This is a genomic window from Komagataeibacter saccharivorans (assembly GCF_004348195.1).
In the GTDB taxonomy this organism is placed as follows: domain Bacteria; phylum Pseudomonadota; class Alphaproteobacteria; order Acetobacterales; family Acetobacteraceae; genus Komagataeibacter; species Komagataeibacter saccharivorans.
Genome location: NZ_CP036404.1, coordinates 2846409 through 2865164, shown reverse-complemented (window position 1 = coordinate 2865164; position 18756 = coordinate 2846409). Strand labels below are relative to the sequence as shown.

The 18756-nt window shown below is 61.7% G+C and carries 14 protein-coding genes; 7 read left to right on the top strand and 7 right to left on the bottom strand.

Annotation, left to right across the window (positions count from 1 at the left end):
• Positions 1-212 precede the first annotated feature (212 nt).
• Complete coding sequence (locus KSAC_RS13160) at positions 213-989, bottom strand: Bax inhibitor-1/YccA family protein (RefSeq protein WP_162900386.1); 777 nt, start codon at positions 987-989, stop codon at positions 213-215.
• A gap of 195 nt (positions 990-1184) precedes the next feature.
• On the opposite strand from KSAC_RS13160, the gene thpR reads away from it, so the two are divergent.
• The 5 genes from thpR (at position 1185) to KSAC_RS13135 (ending at position 7378) form a co-directional block, all read left to right on the top strand.
• Entirely contained in the window at positions 1185-1763 is a 579-nt protein-coding gene (gene thpR, locus KSAC_RS13155) for an RNA 2',3'-cyclic phosphodiesterase (protein ID WP_132305770.1), read from the top strand.
• Positions 1764-2224: 461 nt separating this feature from the next.
• Positions 2225-4444, top strand: coding sequence for a PQQ-dependent dehydrogenase, methanol/ethanol family (locus KSAC_RS13150; RefSeq protein WP_102324521.1), 2220 nt, complete (start codon positions 2225-2227; stop codon positions 4442-4444).
• A gap of 51 nt (positions 4445-4495) precedes the next feature.
• The gene (locus tag KSAC_RS13145) at positions 4496-5902 is read left to right on the top strand and encodes a c-type cytochrome (protein WP_243705224.1); all 1407 of its coding nucleotides are present in this window, start codon (positions 4496-4498) and stop codon (positions 5900-5902) included.
• 140 nt (positions 5903-6042) lie between these two features.
• Positions 6043-6747, top strand: coding sequence for an NAD-dependent deacylase (locus KSAC_RS13140; protein ID WP_132305768.1), 705 nt, complete (start codon positions 6043-6045; stop codon positions 6745-6747).
• A 10-nt stretch (positions 6748-6757) separates the two neighbouring features.
• Positions 6758-7378, top strand: coding sequence for a uracil-DNA glycosylase family protein (locus KSAC_RS13135; RefSeq protein ID WP_102324524.1), 621 nt, complete (start codon positions 6758-6760; stop codon positions 7376-7378).
• 25 nt (positions 7379-7403) lie between these two features.
• Here the strand turns inward: KSAC_RS13135 and KSAC_RS13130 are convergent, their stop codons facing one another.
• From KSAC_RS13130 to KSAC_RS13120, 3 genes are read right to left on the bottom strand one after another with little or no spacing between them, the layout of a single operon-like run.
• On the bottom strand, positions 7404-8144 hold the full coding sequence (locus tag KSAC_RS13130; RefSeq protein WP_132305766.1) for a MarC family protein: 741 nt from the start codon (positions 8142-8144) through the stop codon (positions 7404-7406).
• Between the two features lie 31 nt (positions 8145-8175).
• Positions 8176-10272, bottom strand: a complete 2097-nt coding sequence (locus KSAC_RS13125; protein WP_408884734.1) for a lysylphosphatidylglycerol synthase domain-containing protein — start codon at positions 10270-10272, stop codon at positions 8176-8178.
• A 10-nt stretch (positions 10273-10282) separates the two neighbouring features.
• On the bottom strand, positions 10283-11890 hold the full coding sequence (locus tag KSAC_RS13120) for a lysine--tRNA ligase (protein ID WP_132305764.1): 1608 nt from the start codon (positions 11888-11890) through the stop codon (positions 10283-10285).
• 132 nt (positions 11891-12022) lie between these two features.
• Here KSAC_RS13120 and KSAC_RS13115 point away from each other — a divergent pair, with 132 nt between their 5' ends.
• Positions 12023-14968, top strand: coding sequence for an ATP-dependent DNA helicase (locus tag KSAC_RS13115; protein ID WP_102324528.1), 2946 nt, complete (start codon positions 12023-12025; stop codon positions 14966-14968).
• Between the two features lie 40 nt (positions 14969-15008).
• Here the strand turns inward: KSAC_RS13115 and KSAC_RS13110 are convergent, their stop codons facing one another.
• The 3 genes from KSAC_RS13110 to groES form a co-directional block, all read right to left on the bottom strand.
• Entirely contained in the window at positions 15009-15212 is a 204-nt protein-coding gene (locus KSAC_RS13110; RefSeq protein WP_010507660.1) for a cold-shock protein, read from the bottom strand.
• 294 nt (positions 15213-15506) lie between these two features.
• Positions 15507-17156, bottom strand: coding sequence for a chaperonin GroEL (gene groL, locus KSAC_RS13105; protein ID WP_102324529.1), 1650 nt, complete (start codon positions 17154-17156; stop codon positions 15507-15509).
• Between the two features lie 62 nt (positions 17157-17218).
• Complete coding sequence (gene groES / locus KSAC_RS13100) at positions 17219-17509, bottom strand: co-chaperone GroES (protein WP_102324530.1); 291 nt, start codon at positions 17507-17509, stop codon at positions 17219-17221.
• A 438-nt stretch (positions 17510-17947) separates the two neighbouring features.
• Here groES and KSAC_RS13095 point away from each other — a divergent pair, with 438 nt between their 5' ends.
• Positions 17948-18610, top strand: coding sequence for a dienelactone hydrolase family protein (locus KSAC_RS13095; RefSeq protein ID WP_102324531.1), 663 nt, complete (start codon positions 17948-17950; stop codon positions 18608-18610).
• Positions 18611-18756 lie beyond the last annotated feature (146 nt).

Here is an 18756-nt window from a genome sequence, read left to right as displayed (position 1 = left end):
AAAAAAACATTGTTTTACAGGTAATTACGGGCGTGTCATTAACCTCACACTCTCGTCATCTTATAATTTCCATATCTGAATAAGTCTTATCTTTTTTACCCAAACCGATACCCGGACCCTCTTTCCATGCAAAAAGGGCCGCCGCTTTCGCGACGACCCTTTCCATTTCATAAACCGCACCTTATCGGTCTGAAAAGGCAGGACTCCTGCCATCAGTCGTTGCTGCTGTTGCGCACACCCATGAACTGAAGCAGGAACTGGAACAGGTTGATGAAGTTCAGATACAGGTTCAGCGCATCATATACCGACCGCTTCGCAGCCTGATCCGCACCTTCATAATAGGCAAGCTGCTGGTAAGTCGCCTTGATCCGCTGGGTATCGAACATGGTCAGGCCGACAAACAGCAGCACACCAACGGCGCTATAGACGAAATACAGGCCAGGGCTGTGAAGGAACATGTTCACCACCCCCGCGATGATGAGGCCGAACAGACCCATCATAAAGAACGAACCGAACCGGCTCAGGTCAGTACGAGTCGTGTAGCCCCAGATCGACATGGTGCAGAATGTCGCTGCGGTGATGAAGAAAACCCGCGTGACCGAAACGCCGGTGAAAACCAGGAAGATGTTGGACAGGCTTGCCCCCATCACCCCGCAGAACAGCCAGAACAGCGTCTGCACGGCCTGAGTGGACAGCCGGTTCACGCCGAACGACATAACCATGACGAAACCAAGCGGCGCAATCATGGCCAGCATGGCCAGACCGGTCGGCTTGATCGCCATACCCATCGGGGTTGGCACATGCTGGAAGAACAGGGCCTGCAGGCTGGTATTGGCGATCAGGTACGCAACCAGTCCCGTCAGGACCAGACCTGATGCCATCCAGTTATAGACTCGCAGCATATAGGCCCGAAGGCCCATATCCACGGAACCTGCGGCGCTATCAGCGGCGGGGCGGATGAAACTCCGCGAATCAGGGCCAAAAGCCATTGTGTTTCCTTCCTCCACGTCGTTGACCGACGTGCCTCTACCCCAATGTGGGAACATGGTAGAACACGTTCAAGAACCTGGGCGTGTCCAATACATTACAATACGGCAACACATACGCCGCCGCTCCGGGCCTATATATACTGTACATGTCAAAATGCGGCATATGCCGTTTTCATTCTGCCCAACAGGTTCTTCATGCGTCTTTTCATTGGTCTGGAACTTCCCTCTGCCCTGGCGCACACCCTTGGCGAATTGCGGGGCAGCCTGCCGGATGTGGCGTGGTACCCGCCGGAATCCTATCACCTGACACTGCATTTCGTAGGCGAGGTTACGCACGGGCACTTTCTGGAGGAAATGCATCATGCCCTTTCCGCCATCCGTGCTGCCCCACCTTCCTTGATCCTGACAGTGCCCGGTCTGTTCGAACCAGCAACACGACAGGGGCCGGATACCCTGTGGATGGGCTGCGCGCCTGACTCCGCCCTTGTCCACCTGCAAAACAGGATACGCGCAACGATGACGCGCCTCCCCTCCCCTTTCGGCAAGGCAGGTTCGGAGCAGTCAGGGGCGGCAAGGCCCATCCGGCGCTTTGTTCCCCATATCTCGCTGGGACAGATGCGCCATCCAGACCCGGTACGTCGGCAACGATGGCTCGTTACACCCCCGCCCGCCTGCGATGCACAGAGCATCGGTCATTTCACGCTGTTTCGCTCCCTGAGGCATGGAGACATGCCCTTCTACGAGCCGCTGGAGCATTATCCCCTGCATCCCTGATTCTTGCACGGGAACGTCACGCAGCGGGAAAAATCAGGAGTCTCGGGAACTATCCAGTTATTCGTATTGTGGATAATAAAAATATATTCCGTACCATTCTTTGTGGACGCCCTATCGAAACGAGAACAACCCGTTTTTCATTTTTCCCCGGAATATCAAGAAAGTTTACGAATATCCCTGAAAAATCCAGTTATCTGTTTCATTGCTTATCTGACAGCATATTCACGTTTTAGTGATCTCGAACACTAAAATGTCAGGAGACGGGCGGCACAGCCTCAGTATGTTCGGGTGAAACGGACTACCTGCTTTTCTCCTGCCCGAAGCCGGTTCCTGTCTGTCGGTCAAGGAAGCCTGTTCTGCCTGCTTTCCAGACCGATACAGTCAGAAAACCTGCCCCGGCAGAAAGTTGCAGCGGCGGCGTCCTGAATTCGAAACCGTTAGTTTTTCTGAGGACATCACATATGATTTCTGCCGTTTTCGGAAAAAGACGTTCTCTGAGCAGAACGCTTACAGCCGGAACGATATGTGCGGCTCTCATCTCCGGCTATGCCACCATGGCATCGGCGGATGAGGGACAGGGCGCCACAGGGGAAGCGATCATCCATGCTGATGATCACCCCGGCAACTGGATGACCTATGGCCGCACCTATTCTGAACAGCGTTACAGCCCGCTGGATCAGATCAACCGTTCCAATGTCGGTAACCTGAAGCTGGCTTGGTATCTGGATCTCGATACCAACCGTGGCCAGGAAGGCACGCCCCTGGTTGTTGATGGCGTCATGTATGCCACCACCAACTGGAGCATGATGAAAGCCGTCGACGCCGCAACCGGCAAGCTGCTGTGGTCCTATGACCCGCGCGTGCCCGGCAACATCGCTGACAAGGGCTGCTGTGACACGGTCAACCGTGGCGCGGCCTACTGGAATGGCAAGGTCTATTTCGGCACGTTCGACGGCCGTCTGATCGCCCTTGATGCCAAGACCGGCAAGCTGGTCTGGAGCGTCAACACCATTCCGCCCGAAGCCGAACTGGGCAAGCAGCGTTCCTACACCGTTGACGGCGCGCCGCGCGTCGCCAAGGGCCGCGTGATCATCGGTAACGGTGGTTCCGAATTTGGTGCCCGTGGCTTTGTCACCGCGTTCGACGCGGAAACAGGCAAGGTTGACTGGCGCTTCTTCACGGTTCCAAACCCCAAGAACGAACCGGACCATGCTGCATCCGACAGCGTGCTGATGAACAAGGCCTACCAGACCTGGAGCCCGACCGGCGCTTGGACCCGTCAGGGCGGCGGCGGCACGGTGTGGGATTCCATCGTGTATGACCCCGTGACCGACCTGGTCTATCTGGGTGTCGGCAACGGTTCGCCGTGGAACTACAAGTACCGTTCCGAAGGTAAGGGCGACAACCTGTTCCTGGGCAGCATCGTCGCACTGAAGCCGGAAACCGGCGAATACGTCTGGCATTTCCAGGAAACGCCGATGGATCAGTGGGACTTCACCTCGGTCCAGCAGATCATGACGCTTGATCTGCCGATCAACGGTGAGACCCGCCACGTCATCGTTCATGCGCCGAAGAACGGCTTCTTCTACATCATCGATGCGAAGACCGGCGAGTTCATCTCGGGCAAGAACTATGTTTACGTGAACTGGGCCAGCGGCCTCGATCCGAAGACGGGTCGTCCGATCTACAACCCCGACGCGCTCTACACGCTTACGGGCAAGGACTGGTACGGCATTCCGGGTGACCTTGGCGGCCATAACTTCGCGGCCATGGCGTTCAGCCCCAAGACCGGGCTGGTCTACATCCCCGCGCAGCAGGTTCCGTTCCTGTACACCAACCAGGTCGGCGGGTTCACCCCGCATCCGGATAGCTGGAACCTTGGTCTGGACATGAACAAGGTCGGTATCCCCGACTCCCCGGAAGCCAAGCAGGCCTTTGTTAAGGACCTGAAGGGTTACATTCTGGCATGGGATCCGCAGAAGCAGCAGGAAGCCTGGCGCGTGGACCACAAGGGTCCGTGGAACGGCGGTATCCTGGCGACTGGCGGCGACCTGCTGTTCCAGGGCCTGGCGAACGGTGAATTCCACGCCTATGACGCGACGAACGGTTCCGACCTGTTCCACTTCGCGGCTGACAGCGGCATCATCGCACCGCCCGTGACCTACCTTGCCAAGGGCAAGCAGTATGTTGCGGTTGAAGTGGGCTGGGGCGGCATCTATCCGTTCTTCCTTGGTGGCCTGGCCCGTACCAGTGGCTGGACCGTCAACCACTCGCGCATCATTGCCTTCTCGCTCGACGGCAAGTCCGGTCCTCTGCCCAAGCAGAACGACGAAGGCTTCCTGCCCGTCAAGCCGCCGGCACAGTTTGATGCGGCCCGCACGGATAACGGCTACTTCCAGTTCCAGACCTATTGCGCCGCCTGCCATGGCGACAATGCGGAAGGTGCTGGCGTGCTGCCTGACCTGCGCTGGTCCGGCTCCATCCGCCACCAAGATGCGTTCTACAATGTTGTCGGTCGTGGCGCGCTTACCGCCTATGGCATGGATCGCTTCGACAGCAGCATGAATCCGAACGAGATTGAAGATATCCGTCAGTTCCTGATCAAGCGTGCGAACGAGACCTATCAGAGGGAAGTTGATGCCCGGAAGAATGCTGCCGGTATTCCCGAGCAGCTGCCATAATCCCGGTTTTGACAATTTTTCGCATCAACGCGACGCATGATGGTGAACATAATGATCAACAGGCTTAAGGTGACATTCAGCGCGGCAGCGTTTAGTCTGCTGGCAGGGACGGCATTGGCTCAGACGCCCAATGCCGACTCCGCGCTAGTCGAGAAAGGGGCGTATGTCGCGCGACTGGGTGACTGCGTAGCATGTCATACCGCTCTCCACGGTCAGGCCTATGCAGGTGGGCTTGAAATCAAGAGCCCGATCGGCACGATTTACTCCACAAACATTACCCCGGACCCGACCTACGGTATCGGCCGCTACACCTTCGAAGAATTCGACGAAGCTGTGCGCCACGGTATCCGCAAGGACGGCTCCACCCTGTATCCGGCCATGCCGTATCCCGCCTTCTCGCGTATGACGAAGGAAGACATGCAGGCGCTGTATGCGTACTTCATGCACGGGGTGAAGCCGGCGGCGCAGCCTAACAAGCAGCCGGACATTTCCTGGCCGATGTCGATGCGCTGGCCGCTGGGCATCTGGCGCATGATGTTCTCGCCCTCGCCCAAGGACTACACCCCTGCACCCGGCACGGATGCCGATATTGCCCGTGGTGATTACCTTGTGACGGGTCCGGGACATTGCGGCGCGTGCCATACACCGCGCGGCTTCGCCATGCAGGAAAAGGCTCTGGATGCGTCCGGTGGGCCTGACTTCTTGGCCGGTGGCGCACCGATCGACAACTGGGTCGCACCCAGCCTGCGTAACGACCCGGTCGTGGGTCTGGGCCGCTGGTCCGAGGATGATATCTACACCTTCCTCAAGTCCGGCCGTATCGACCACTCCGCCGTGTTCGGTGGCATGGGCGATGTGGTGGCATGGAGCACCCAGTACTTCACCGATGACGATCTGCACGCCATCGCGAAGTACCTGAAGAGCCTGCCGCCGGTTCCGCCGTCGCAGGGCAACTACACATACGACCCGTCCACCGCGAACATGCTGGCTTCGGGTAACACCGCCAGCGTTCCGGGTGCCGATACGTATGTGAAGGAATGCGCCATCTGTCACCGTAACGACGGTGGTGGTGTAGCCCGCATGTTCCCGCCGCTGGCTGGCAACCCGGTCGTCGTGACCGAGAACCCGACCTCGCTGGTGAACGTGATCGCACATGGTGGCGTGCTGCCGCCGAGCAACTGGGCGCCGTCCGCGGTGGCCATGCCGGGTTACAGCAAGTCGCTGTCCGCACAGCAGATTGCTGACGTGGTCAACTTCATCCGCACAAGCTGGGGCAACAAGGCGCCGGGCACCGTTACCGCCGCCGACGTGACCAAGCTGCGTGACACGGGTGCGCCGGTTTCCAGCTCGGGCTGGAACAGCATGAGCAGTGGCTGGTCGGTCTTCCTGCCGCAGCCTTATGGCGCAGGCTGGACCTTCGCACCGCAGACGCATACCGGTCAGGACGCCGCGCAGTAATGCCGGTCGGGTGGCCCCAACGGGGTCGCCCACTCCTGATACGTTACGGAAAACCGCCATGGACCCTGTCCATGGCGGTTTTCTTATGTCTGCCGATCCCGCACACTCCCCCTTTCGCAACCATAAGGGAAGATACCGGCATGCAGCGCATTGTGGTCCTGACCGGGGCAGGCATCAGCCAGGAATCCGGCTTGCAGACTTTCCGTGGCCCGGACGGGTTGTGGAACAACGAACGGATCGAGGATATCTGCACCCCTCAGGGCTTCCAGCGCGATCCCCTGCGCGTGGACCGTTTCTATAACGGCCTGCGCAGCAAGCTCTCCACCGTGCAGCCCAACGCTGCCCATTACGCGCTGGCCGATCTGGAACGTGCCGGACGGGAAGGACGCTGGGCGGGTCAGATTACGATCGTGACGCAGAACATAGACGACCTGCATGAACGCGCAGGCAGTCATAATGTGATCCATATGCATGGCGAACTGCTGCGCCTGCGCTGCACCCATTGCCACGCGAAACCTGTATGGCGGGAAGACTGTTATCCCCAGACACCCTGCCCTGTGTGCCATACGCCATCACTGCGGCCCGACATCGTCTGGTTTGGGGAAATGCCCTATCATATGGAAGCCATCAGCACCCGCCTGGCGGAATGTGACCTGTTCGTCGCCATCGGCACCTCCGGCACCGTTTATCCGGCCGCAGGCTTTGTGGACAGTGTCGCGGGGCATGCGGATACGATGCTGTTCAATCTTGATATCCCACACGGGCCTTCCCCTTTCGATCAGGTCGTGCCCGGTCCCGCGACCCGCACCGTAAGCGCATGGGTGCGCGAACTGCTGGAAAAATAGGGCTCAGGATATGGCCGACGAGACACTGGAAACGCTGCTGGAATCCATCCGCGCCTGTCAGCTCTGCCGCGCGGATCTGCCGCTGGGACCACGGCCGGTGCTCCATATTTCCCGCACGGCGCGATTGCTGATTGCCAGTCAGGCCCCCGGAACACGCGTGCATGAAACCGGCCAGTCCTTCAATGATGCCTCCGGCGACAGGCTGCGTGCATGGATGGGCATAGATCGCGCCACGTTTTATGACGTCAGCCGCATTGCGATCGTGCCCATGGGCCTGTGTTATCCCGGTCGGCTGCCCAAGGGGGGCGATTGCCCGCCGCGGCCGGAATGTGCACCCCAATGGCGTGCGCGCATCATGGCGCAGATGCCAGGCCTTGAACTGACGCTCGTAGTGGGCAGTTATGCGCAGAACCACATTCTCGGACCGGGCCGGGTCAGTGATCGCTCTCTGGATTTCCGGCGCTACCTGCCCCGTTATTTCCCGCTGCCACATCCCTCATGGCGCACGGGGGCGTGGGAACGCCGCACCCCGCAATTCGGACATGATGTGTTGCCCGCCCTGCGTGCGTGTGTGCAGGCTGTTCTGGCGGGGCGCCCCGTGCCCGCCATTCCGCCAGTCGTGCCGGTGTAGTCAGTCTGATCCGTTTTGCGCGGCTCTATTCCCCTGCTGCCGCCAGAATGGCGTGGGCGGTGGACAGCGCCACGCCCTGCACGCCCGTAATCAGGATCTGCACGCCAATGGACAGCAGGATCAGCGCCGCGAGGCGTGAGACAATACGGGTGCCGGTCTTGCCCAGCAGGCAGAGCAGTTGTTCGGCATAGGCGTAAGCCGCCCACACGATGGCTGCCACCAGAAGGGCTGCGATTGACAGCACGCCATAAAAGACGATGTGGCTGCCCCCGGTTGGCCCTTCCGATCCCAGCGCGATGGCAACGGCAATGGTTCCTGGCCCTACGGTAAAGGGCATGGTCAGCGGGAAAAATGCCTGCCCCATCATGTTGCTGCTGATCTGGGCGTGATTGTTCTGTGTCGCCTGGGCCTGTTTTCGGGCTTCCTCGGTTTCCGGGGCCTGAAGCAGGGACCAGGCCCGCACGGCCACCACCAGTCCCCCGGCGATGCGCAACGCATTGATGCTGATACCGAAAAAGGACAGAACGGACCCGCCGATCCAGATCGAGGCCAGCATCAGCATGGCGGAATAGAATGCGACCTGACGCGCAAGGGCAATGCACAGGTGCCGGTCATGCCCGCTGGTGACCTGCGCGAAGATAAGTGCGGCCCCCAACGGATTGACAATGGAAAACAGCGCGGGAAACGCCATAAGGAACGCGCCCGACAGGCTGGGCAACCCGACAACTGTGGAAAAATGGGTAAGCAGCCCGTCATGCGCCGTCATGAGCGTATCCTTCAGCCGGGTGAAACGTCCATCAGTCTTCCACCTGTCCCGATGGCGCGAAGGTCCGTGCCAGAAGGGGGCGTATCGCAGGCAGGTCCCGGGCGGCCGCACACAGGAACGAAGGGGAAGCGTCCTCCCCCTCAGTCACCAGCGGCCATGATGTCAGCCCCAGCTCATTATAGACAGGCAGCAATGTCATGCCTACACGCCAGAAGACCGGTCTGCGCCCTTCCTGCACCGCAAGGTCACGCAGCCACCATATGGCGGATGTGCAGTCATCCGCATCCCCCGCCGGGTCCCCCAGTCCGATCAGATAGACACCCACGCGCACGAAAGGCAGCAGCGCCTCCCGCCGTGCGCCCGGTATCGCCCCCGATGGGACAGGCGTAACCTCCCCCAACACGTCAAGGGCATGGTCAAGGCCACCATACTGCGCCTGCGTTTCGGCATCCCATGGCAGCACATGGATGCCGCCGGGCCGCACCAGCCGCACAATCATGACCAGCCCGAGCATGACCGCCAGCCCCAGCGTCCACTGGGCAATGCCGGGACGCGATGCGAACAGCATGATTTCCCACCAGCTACCGCCAACGGAATCATGCGGCCCCGCCAGCACGAGGATCAGGATCGAGCCGATCAGCAGCACAAGCGACAGGATGGTCTGGAACGACAGCGGCTCGCTCATGATCCGGGCATGCCGGTAATAGGACCCGCGGAATGGCGCGATCAGGATACAGACCAGCATAAGCAGTCCCGGCACCGCCATGGGCGACCCCCGCAGCAGGGTCAGGCCACAGGCGATGGACAGCAGCACCATCGTCGCCTTCCATGCCAGCGTCACACGCTGTGACAGGCCGATGCCAAGACCGATCAGCGCAACCCCGATGAGGGAAAGCAGATAGTCCCCCATCAGGACAAAGGCAGGCTGCATGCGGCCTGCGTTCATCCAGCCTTCAGGATCAAGCAGCGTCAGGGCCAGCAGCATCCCGCCACAGAGCGAGACGGCCCCCGTCGCAACCGCCACGGAAAAATCCGCCTCGCTTTCGCGTATGACCTGACTGGGGCGGTCCGTGCGCGGCCCCCGCAGCGGCCTGCGCGCACCGACCTTGCGCGACAGGGCTGCATCCCCGCGCAGGAATATTTCATGCGCGGCGAACATGATGCCCGCCACGAACAGGGGGACGATATAATAGAACAGGCGGAAGATCAGGATGGCGGTCACGATGCGCGTGGCGGGCAGGTAAGCCCCCAGCGCCAGCATCATTGTCCCGTCAAAGACGCCAAGCCCACCCGGCACGCTGGCCACCAGACCCGCCGTATAGGATGCGATGTAGATGGCCAGGAACGTCCCGTAATCCAGTCCCGGCGCGGATGGCAGAAAGGTGTAGGCGATGGCCGCCGTCGCCGCGACTTCCAGCGCCGCCACCACCGTCTGCATCACCGCCATGGCGGAGGACGGGAAGGTGATCTGCCACCGCCAGACCCGAATTTCGTCCACGTAGCGGCCCATGATGACATAAGCGATCACGCCACCCCACATAGCACCCCCCACAAGACGCATGAGGATGGAAGGCAGGGTCTGGCCGATGAAGGGCACCGTCCCCGGCTCCAGCAGCAATACGCTGCCGATCAGCACGGCGGCCCCCAGCAGGTAGGTCGCGGAACAGAAGGCAATGATCTGGGCAACCTGAAATGGTCTCAGTCCCCAGTTACCATACAGCCTGAACCGCACCGCCGCGCCCGAAATGGCCGAAAAACCAAGATTATGCGACAGGACGTAGGAACAGAAAGCCGCAAACGCCGTGCGCCGGAACGACAGCGGGCAACCCACCTGCCTTACGGCCAGCCAGTCATAAAACGACAGGATAAGGTAGGACAGCAGCGTAAAGCCCGCCCCGGCCCATAATGTCCCGACGGGAATGGCCGCAAGCGCCTGACTTATGTCGTGCCAGTGCAGGTGGCGGACCTCGCGCTGGACCACGACAATGGCGGCAACCAGCAGCAGCAGGCCCAGCACGTGCGGCAGATGCCGTATCAGTCCCCGCCTGGCGGGCGCGGGGATTACGCCCTTTCCCCCATCATCCACATCGGGATGGGCCATGGCGTCATGTTCAGGACGTTCGGCCATGGGCAGGCTCCTAGCCCGCGGCCCTCTCGTCACGGAGGAGGGCTGCCTCAATCAGGGCGACGGTTTCCGCAATCCCGTACAGCGCGACAAAAATCCCGAAACGCGGCCCCTCCTTCTGCCCAAGCAGCACTTCATACAGACAGCCGAACCACGCACGCAGCGGCTCGAAGCCATGGGTCTTGCCAATCTCGAACACAAGGTTCTGGCAGGTATCGGGGGAAACCTCCTCCCCCTCCAGCCCGCGCAGGGCTTCGGCCAGATCGGACAGCGCCTTGCGCTCATGCGGTTCGGGCGCGCGGTAGTGCTTCGTCGGGCGCACGAAATCGGCGTAGTAGACGATGGCATGGTCCACCAGACGCGCCAGCATGGGGCAGCTCTGCGGCGTGGCGGCGGCATCGTAACGCTGGATGAACTTCCACAGCACATCCGGCGTCTCGGCATTCGCGACGGATGCGAGGTTGAGCAGCATGCCAAATGTGACCGGGCTGCCCGCATCCGCGGGAATATTGCCCGCATGGATGAACCACGCCGGGTTGGTCATGAGGGCCGCATCATCGGCAGGCAGCGTCTTCGCCTTGCCGACATGGGCCAGATATTCATCCGTCGCCTTGGGAATGACATCGAAGAACAGGCGCTTGGCGCGCTGCGGGGCATTGAACATATACTGCCCGAGACTTTCCGCGGGCGCGTAACGCAGCCATTCCTCAACCGAAATCCCGTTGCCCCTGGACTTCGATATCTTCTGCCCGTTCTGGTCCAGAAACAGCTCGTAAGTCAGGCCCGCAGGCGGCTGGCCGCCAAGGATGCGGCAGATCTTCCCTGACAGGCGCACGCTGTCGATCAGATCCTTGCCCGACATTTCATAGTCAACGCCCAGCGCATACCAGCGCATGGCCCAGTCGGCCTTCCACTGCATCTTGGCATGGCCGCCCGTTACGGGGGTCTCGAAGGTCTCGCCTTCCTCATCCGTCCAGCGCACGGTACCCGCCACCGGGTCGATCGCATCCATCTTCACCTGCATGACCTGGCCGGTACGGGGATGGATGGGCAGGACGGGGGAGTAGGTGGCACGCCGTTCCTCGCCCAGTGTCGGCGCGATCACGGCCACGATCTGGTCGTGTACTTCCAGCACGCGCTTCAGGGCGGCGTCGAAACGCCCCCCTTCATAATACAGGGTGGAGGACGCGAATTCATATTCGAATCCGAACCCGTCAAGGAAGGCGCGCAGACGGGCGTTGTTATGCGCGGCGAAGGATTCGTGCGTGCCGAACGGATCGGGCACGCGTGAAAGCGGCTTGCCGATGAACTGGTGCAGCATCTCCTGATTCGGCACGTTTTCTGGCACCTTGCGCAGGGCGTCCATATCATCGGAAAACGCAAGCAGCCGCGTGGGCAGGCCGGTCAGCTTCGTGAAGGCCTGACGCACCCATGATGTGCGCGCGACCTCGCCAAACGTGCCGATATGCGGCAGGCCGGAGGGACCATAACCCGTTTCCAGCAGCACGGGCCGATCCGCCGTGACAGCGCGCGCGCCAACATGCGCGGACAGTTTGGCGGCCTCCTCAAACGGCCAGGACTTGGGGAGGGGCGAGATAAGGGGACGATGCTGTTCTGACATGGACCGGCAAGCTATGGGCAGGAATGACGCGGGTCAATCCATCCTATTCAACACCGCAGGACGCAGCAATGATAATGATCTGACACGCGGCGGGCGACAGACGCCCACAGGTACCCTATATCATTGACCGAGATGCCAGACACCCCGCCCCTGCCGGACAGCGCACCGGCGATCCTTCCCCGGCACGGCGCATGGTCGGTCCTGACCCCGGATGGGGAAATCCTGTCCATGACGGCGGCCGAAATCCGGCGTGACCTGCCGCACTGGCCGGCCATTCTGGTCATTCACGCCCCGGCCACGGCGCGCAGGCTGGACCTGCCGCCCCCGCCGCGCCCCTGTCCATGGCTGGACCTGCTGGAACTGTTCGCCTTCGCCATGCCCGCGCATGGCGTGCCCCCCACGGCGCGTGGACTTGGGGGGGCGCTGGGTATTGCAGCACACCGGCTGGATGCGCCAGAGGCCGACCTGCTGCCTGATCTGGCATTTGCACTGCTGCGTCACATCGCCCGCAGCCGCAACACGCCACAGGGCGGTATCATGACCGCGCTGGCATGGCGCATGCGGCAGGCGGGATGGGCATGGGGGCCATCCGTCTGTGCCGCGCTGGGACTGGATGCGACCGGGCCGTTGCCCGCAGGCGTGATCCAGCCCGCCGAAGCCCTGAAGGTCTGGACGCGCCTGCCCAAATGGGAGGACACTGCCCCCCGCCCACCACCAGCCGCCCAGCCGGTAACGGGGGATGAAGCCCGCGACCACCTGCGCGCCATTCTGGGCGAAGGGGCCGAACACCGCCCCGCGCAGGAAGCGTTCAGCCACCTTGCCGCCCGGGCCTTTGCCCCGCGCACCACGCAGGGCGATCCGCACATGGTACTGGCGGAAGCGGGAACCGGCACGGGCAAGACCCTTGGCTATGTCGCACCGGCCAGCATCTGGTCGCGCCGCAACGGGGGCGCTGTGTGGATCAGCACCTATACCCGGCACCTGCAACGCCAGATCGAGACGGAACTGGCCCGCCTGTTCCCCGATCCCGCCATCCGCCGCAGCCATGTGGTCGTACGCAAGGGGCGCGAAAACTATCTATGCCTGCTGAATATGGAGGAGAGCGTGAACATCGCCCTCTCCCGCGGGCAGGCGGCGAATGCCACCATTATCGGGCTGGCGCTGGTTGCCCTGTGGGTCGCCCATACCGATGATGGCGACCTGTTTGGCGGCGATCTGCCGGGCTGGTTTGCCGACCTGTTCGGTCGCGGGCTGCTGACCGGCATTGCCGACAGGCGTGGCGAATGCATTCACGGTGCCTGCCCGCATTACCAGCAATGCATGGTGGAACATTCCATCCGCCGTGCCCGCACGGCCGATCTGGTCATCGCCAACCATGCGCTGGTGATGTCACAGGCGGCATGGCACGCGCTGGACGGGTCGGACACCAATAACGAGGACAATACCCCTACCCGCTACATCATGGACGAAGGGCATCACATCGCTGATGCGGCCGACAGCGCCTTCGCCCTTGAACTGTCCGGGCTGGAGGCGGCTGAACTGCGGCGCTGGCTGCTGGGGGCCGAAGGGGCACGGTCACGCGCGCGGGGCCTGCGGCGGCGGCTGGAAGACCTGCTGGTTCACATCCCGCGCATCGAAACCCCGCTTGATACGGCCCTGATGGCGGCACGCGCCCTGCCCGCCCCCGGCTGGTCGGCACGCCTTGCCGCGCAGGACCCGGCAAGCAAGACCGCCACCGTCCCCACAACCGACCTGCCCGACGGTACGGGTGAACCCGTGCTGTCCAATCCATCGGAAATGCTGCTGCATGAACTGCGCCAGCAGGTTCTCGCCCGCACGCAGGGCAGTCCCGAAGGCGGACAGCGTCGCAGCGACAGTGAATGCGACCTGCACCCGATGCCCGATTCCCTGCGCATGGCGGCACAGGGACTGGAACGCGCCCTGCGACGACTGGCCGAGCCGCTGCGCACGCTCGTCGCGCGGCTGGAGGAAGTGCTGGATACCGAAGCGGACTGGCTGGACACCCCCATGCGCGAACGGATTGCGGCGGCGATCCGCTCCATCCGCCGCCGTGCCCTGTCCCGCGTCGATGGCTGGTGCGCCATGCTGGGCACCCTGCAGGCCGGAGAACGCCCGCCCGAAGGCGAGACCCCGCATTATATCGACTATATCCGCATGGACAGGCGCGACGGGCAGAACCCCGGCGAGCGCGATGTGGGGCTGTATCGCCACTGGCTGGACCCGACCATACCGTTTGCCAGTGTCCTGGCCGCCCCCGCCCACGGGGTGCTGATTACATCCGCCACCCTGCGCGACGAAACGGGCGGGAACAGAACGGAAGAAGAAAGCGAACGCGCATGGGATGCGGCGGAAGCCCGATCAGGCGCGGTCCACCTGCCATCGCCCGCCATAAGGGCGTCCTTTGCCAGTCCGTTCGATTATGCGCAGCAGAGCCGTGCCTACATCATCACCGATGTCGCCCATGACGATCCGGCGGCGCTGGCCGGGGCCTACCGCACCCTGTTCATGGCGTCCGGTGGCGGGGCGCTGGGGCTGTTTACCGCCATATCGCGGCTGCGCGAGGTCTACAGGCGCATCATCACCCCGCTGGAAGCAGCGGGACTACCCCTGTTTGCCCAGCATGTGGACCCGATGGACAACGCGACACTGGTGGACATCCTGCGCAGTGAACGCAATGCCTGCCTGCTGGGAACCGATGCGATGCGGGATGGAGTGGATGTGCCGGGCGATGCGCTGCGGCTGGTCGCCTTCGAGCGCGTGCCGTGGCCACGCCCGGATATCCTGCACCGGGAGCGCCGCATCCACCTGTCCGGTGGGGCGCCGGGGCGTTATGACGACATGATCGCCCGCCTGCGCCTGCGTCAGGCGTTTGGTCGCCTGATCCGCAGTCGGCAGGACAGGGGCGTATTCGTCCTTCTGGACAGGCGCACCCCGTCACGCCTGCTGTCGGCTTTTCCCGAGGGGGTAATGGTCCGCCGCCTTGGCCTGAGCGCCGCGGCACGGGAAATTACGGAGTTCCTGCAGGCGCACGATACCTCCGCAGACCAGCTTTCCTGATCTGGTTCCCGCAGACCTTCCCCCCTGACCGGGAGAGACGTCAGAGCGCCTTGAGGTTGGTCGCAGCAGCCTTGCCGCGCTCCATGGCGATGTCATAGCTGACGGCCTGATCTTCGTTCAGACCACGCAGGCCAGCGGCCTGAACGGCGGTGATGTGGACGAACACGTCCTTGCCGCCATCATCAGGCATGATGAAGCCAAAACCCTTGGTCGCGTTGAACCATTTTACTTTTCCGGTAGCCATAGCCAGTCTCTTCTCCAGCGCCATCCTTGCCGGTCCTAATACCGGGAATCCGGGCGCGTGCCTTTACGGCCATGAAAAAAACGGGGCATCCGGAAAACACCCAGCCACTTTCACGTCGTTCGTGCTCCATAGGGGCAGCATGAAATGGGCGTCCATGTCAAATACTCCTGACATCACATACGCCGATGCCCCATGCACGGGGCATAAAAAAAGGGGGAAAGGCCACTGGCCCTTCCCCCTTTTTTTCGTCGGTCCGGGTGGCCCCCAGCGGGAGCCACGCAGGAACAGCGTGGATCAGAAATCCATGCCGCCCATGCCACCCATTCCGCCCATGCCACCTTCCGGCATCGCAGGGGCCTTCTTTTCCGGGCGCTCGGCCACCATCGCTTCGGTGGTGATGAGCAGGCCGGCAACCGAAGCCGCATCCTGCAGCGCCGTGCGGACAACCTTCATCGGGTCGATGATACCGGCTTCCACCAGATCCTTATAATCGCCGATCTGGGCATCGAAACCGAAGGTGTAGGTGTCGTTTTCCAGAACCTTGCCGGCGATGACCGCACCGTCTTCACCCGCGTTGTGGGCGATCTGGCGCAGCGGAGCCTGCAGGGCCTTGCGGATGATGTCCGCACCGACGCGCTGGTCGTCGTTATGGAAGTGCAGGCCACCCAGCTTGGTGGATGCGCGGGCAAGTGCGGTGCCGCCGCCGGGGACAATGCCTTCCTCAACCGCCGCACGGGTCGCGTGCAGGGCATCGTCAACGCGGTCCTTGCGTTCCTTCACCTCGATCTCGGTGGAACCACCGACGCGGATCACGGCAACGCCGCCTGCCAGCTTCGCAAGGCGTTCCTGCAGCTTTTCACGGTCGTAGTCGGAGGTGGTTTCCTCGATCTGCGCACGGATCTGGCTGCAACGGCCCTTGATGCCCTCGCTGTTGCCAGCGCCTTCGACAATGGTGGTGTTTTCCTTGTCGATGTGCACCTTCTTCGCGGTGCCCAGCATGTCCAGCGTGACGCTTTCCAGCTTGATGCCGAGGTCTTCGCTGATGACCTGGCCACCGGTCAGGATCGCGATGTCTTCCAGCATGGCCTTGCGACGGTCACCGAAGCCCGGCGCCTTGACGGCGGCGATCTTCAGCCCACCACGCAGCTTGTTGACCACCAGGGTCGCCAGCGCTTCGCCATCAACGTCTTCCGCAATGATCAGCAGCGGACGGCCGGACTGCACAACCGCTTCGAGCAGCGGCAGGATCGGCTGCAGCGAGGACAGCTTCTTTTCGTGGATCAGGATGTAGGGGCTGTCCAGATCGACGGTCATCTTTTCCGCATTCGTCACGAAATACGGGGAGATGTAGCCACGATCGAACTGCATGCCCTCGACCACGTCCAGCTCGGTGTGCAGGCCCTTGGCCTCTTCCACCGTGATGACGCCTTCGGAGCCGACCTTCTGCATGGCCTTGGAGATCATCTCGCCGATTTCATGCTCGCCATTGGCGGAAATCGTGCCAACCTGTGCCGTTTCAGCCGGGGTCGTGATCTTCTTCGCGTTCTTCTTCAGCTCTTCAACGACAACACCGACAGCCTTGTCGATGCCGCGCTTGAGGTCCATCGGGTTCATGCCGGCGGCAACAGCCTTGGCACCTTCACGCACGATGGCCTGCGCCAGAACGGTTGCCGTGGTGGTGCCGTCGCCCGCGATGTCGTTGGTCTTGGATGCGACCTCACGGACCATCTGCGCGCCCATGTTCTCGAACTTGTCGGCCAGTTCGATTTCCTTGGCGACGGAGACACCGTCCTTCGTGATGCGCGGCGCGCCGAAGCTCTTGTCCAGAACGACGTTACGACCCTTCGGGCCAAGCGTCACTTTTACCGCATCCGCAAGGATATCAACGCCGCGCAGCATGCGCTGGCGGGCTTCACCGCCGAACTTTACGTCCTTGGCTGCCATTTTCTTTTCTCCGGTATGGAAGGTTTTTTAAAAGGTTACTCGGTGCGAAAAGCGCGGGGTGGTCAGCCGACCACGCCCATGATGTCGCTTTCCTTCATGATCAGCAGTTCTTCACCGTCGATCGTCACTTCCGTGCCCGACCACTTGCCGAACAGGACGCGGTCACCCGCCTTCACGTCCAGCGCCACGATCTGGCCCTGTTCGTTACGGGCACCTGCGCCCACCGAGATCACCTCGCCTTCCATCGGCTTTTCCTTGGCGGTCTCAGGGATGATGATACCACCTGCTGTTTTTTCCTCGCTCTTGAGGCGACGGACGACCACACGGTCATGCAGGGGACGAAATTTCGTCATGGATGGATCGCTCCACATCTATAAAAAAGGTAACGCCCTTGAATTAAGCAACGCCACCGGTTTGGCGCGCGCGCCAGGCCGCATCGCGTTAGCACTCCCCTCGTGAGAGTGCTAATACCCAGATAGGAAGCACCCCGACGGGTGTCAAGAACACCGCATGGCTGGAACAGGCCTAAATCGCACAATCCCGGCAGCAGACAGGACAGCCACCAATTTAACCGTTAATTATCAATATATTATCGCATATTAAGCTTTCATGACCGAAAGCTGTGGGCTGCTGCCATACAACCGCATGGCACGGCCCCTCCCCCGATTCCGGTTCCCCGCATTGCAGGGTCGGAGTCCTTGAAAAACCCGCCTTCACGCTGTTTCATATTGACGCGGCGGGAACGGGCATCATTCTTTTCCCGCAATGCAGATAAGAAATGAGGGACCACCATGGGCGCAGTCGTAACCGTTACCGCGGCAGACGGGCATACGTTTTCCGCTTACCGGGCAGGCCGCCCATACGCCGCGCGCAGCGTGGTGGTCGTACAGGAAATTTTCGGAATCACGCCCTATATCCGCGCCGTATGCGATTCCCTGGCAGAGGCGGGCTATCAGGCCATCGCACCCGCGCTGTTCGACCGTGTCCGCCGCGATACCATCCTGCCCTATGACAGCAATGGCGTGCAGGAAGGACTGAAACTGCGTGCCGAGGTGGGCGAGGAAAACGCGCTGAGGGACCTCACCGCCGCCGCCGGGTGCCTGACCACGGAAAAGAAGGGCATCATCGGTTTCTGCTGGGGCGGCAAGCTGGCATGGGAAGCGGCATGTCATACAACCACCTTTTCCGCTGCGGTCGCCTGGTACGGCGGCGGCATTGCCGCGACCCGCAACCAGACGCCCAACTGCCCCGTGCAGCTCCATTTCGGGGCGGAAGATGCCCATATCCCCGCAAACGATGTGGACGCCATCCGCGCCGCGCATGAGGATATTGAAATCTTCACCTATGAAGGGGCCGATCACGGCTTTGGCTGCACGGATCGCCCGTCATATGACGAAGCGGCGGCCACGCTGGCCATGCAGCGCAGCCTGAGCTTTTTTGAACACTGGCTGTAAGCGAGTGTTTGAAAAGAAATCTTTAATAAAAACAGGAAGGTTTCTGGGTGCCGCTTTTTTCAAAAAGGCGGCGTCTTCCGAAGGCTTTTTGAAAAAAGCCTCACCAGGAATGTCCGTATGATTTCTGGATATTTCCCGACAGGCTT

Excerpts from the sequence above, each read along its gene's own strand:
- KSAC_RS13120 (WP_132305764.1), bottom strand. The coding sequence starts at position 11,890 with ATGTCAGAACAGCATCGTCCCCTTATCTCGCCCCTCCCCAAGTCCTGG.
- thpR (WP_132305770.1), top strand. The coding sequence starts at position 1,185 with ATGCGTCTTTTCATTGGTCTGGAACTTCCCTCTGCCCTGGCGCACACC.
- groL (WP_102324529.1), bottom strand. The coding sequence starts at position 17,156 with ATGGCAGCCAAGGACGTAAAGTTCGGCGGTGAAGCCCGCCAGCGCATG.
- KSAC_RS13110 (WP_010507660.1), bottom strand. The coding sequence starts at position 15,212 with ATGGCTACCGGAAAAGTAAAATGGTTCAACGCGACCAAGGGTTTTGGC.
- KSAC_RS13140 (WP_132305768.1), top strand. The coding sequence starts at position 6,043 with ATGCAGCGCATTGTGGTCCTGACCGGGGCAGGCATCAGCCAGGAATCC.
- KSAC_RS13130 (WP_132305766.1), bottom strand. The coding sequence starts at position 8,144 with ATGACGGCGCATGACGGGCTGCTTACCCATTTTTCCACAGTTGTCGGG.
- KSAC_RS13125 (WP_408884734.1), bottom strand. The coding sequence starts at position 10,272 with ATGGCCGAACGTCCTGAACATGACGCCATGGCCCATCCCGATGTGGAT.
- KSAC_RS13160 (WP_162900386.1), bottom strand. The coding sequence starts at position 989 with ATGGCTTTTGGCCCTGATTCGCGGAGTTTCATCCGCCCCGCCGCTGAT.
- groES (WP_102324530.1), bottom strand. The coding sequence starts at position 17,509 with ATGACGAAATTTCGTCCCCTGCATGACCGTGTGGTCGTCCGTCGCCTC.
- KSAC_RS13095 (WP_102324531.1), top strand. The coding sequence starts at position 17,948 with ATGGGCGCAGTCGTAACCGTTACCGCGGCAGACGGGCATACGTTTTCC.
- KSAC_RS13115 (WP_102324528.1), top strand. The coding sequence starts at position 12,023 with ATGCCAGACACCCCGCCCCTGCCGGACAGCGCACCGGCGATCCTTCCC.
- KSAC_RS13135 (WP_102324524.1), top strand. The coding sequence starts at position 6,758 with ATGGCCGACGAGACACTGGAAACGCTGCTGGAATCCATCCGCGCCTGT.
- KSAC_RS13145 (WP_243705224.1), top strand. The coding sequence starts at position 4,496 with ATGATCAACAGGCTTAAGGTGACATTCAGCGCGGCAGCGTTTAGTCTG.
- KSAC_RS13150 (WP_102324521.1), top strand. The coding sequence starts at position 2,225 with ATGATTTCTGCCGTTTTCGGAAAAAGACGTTCTCTGAGCAGAACGCTT.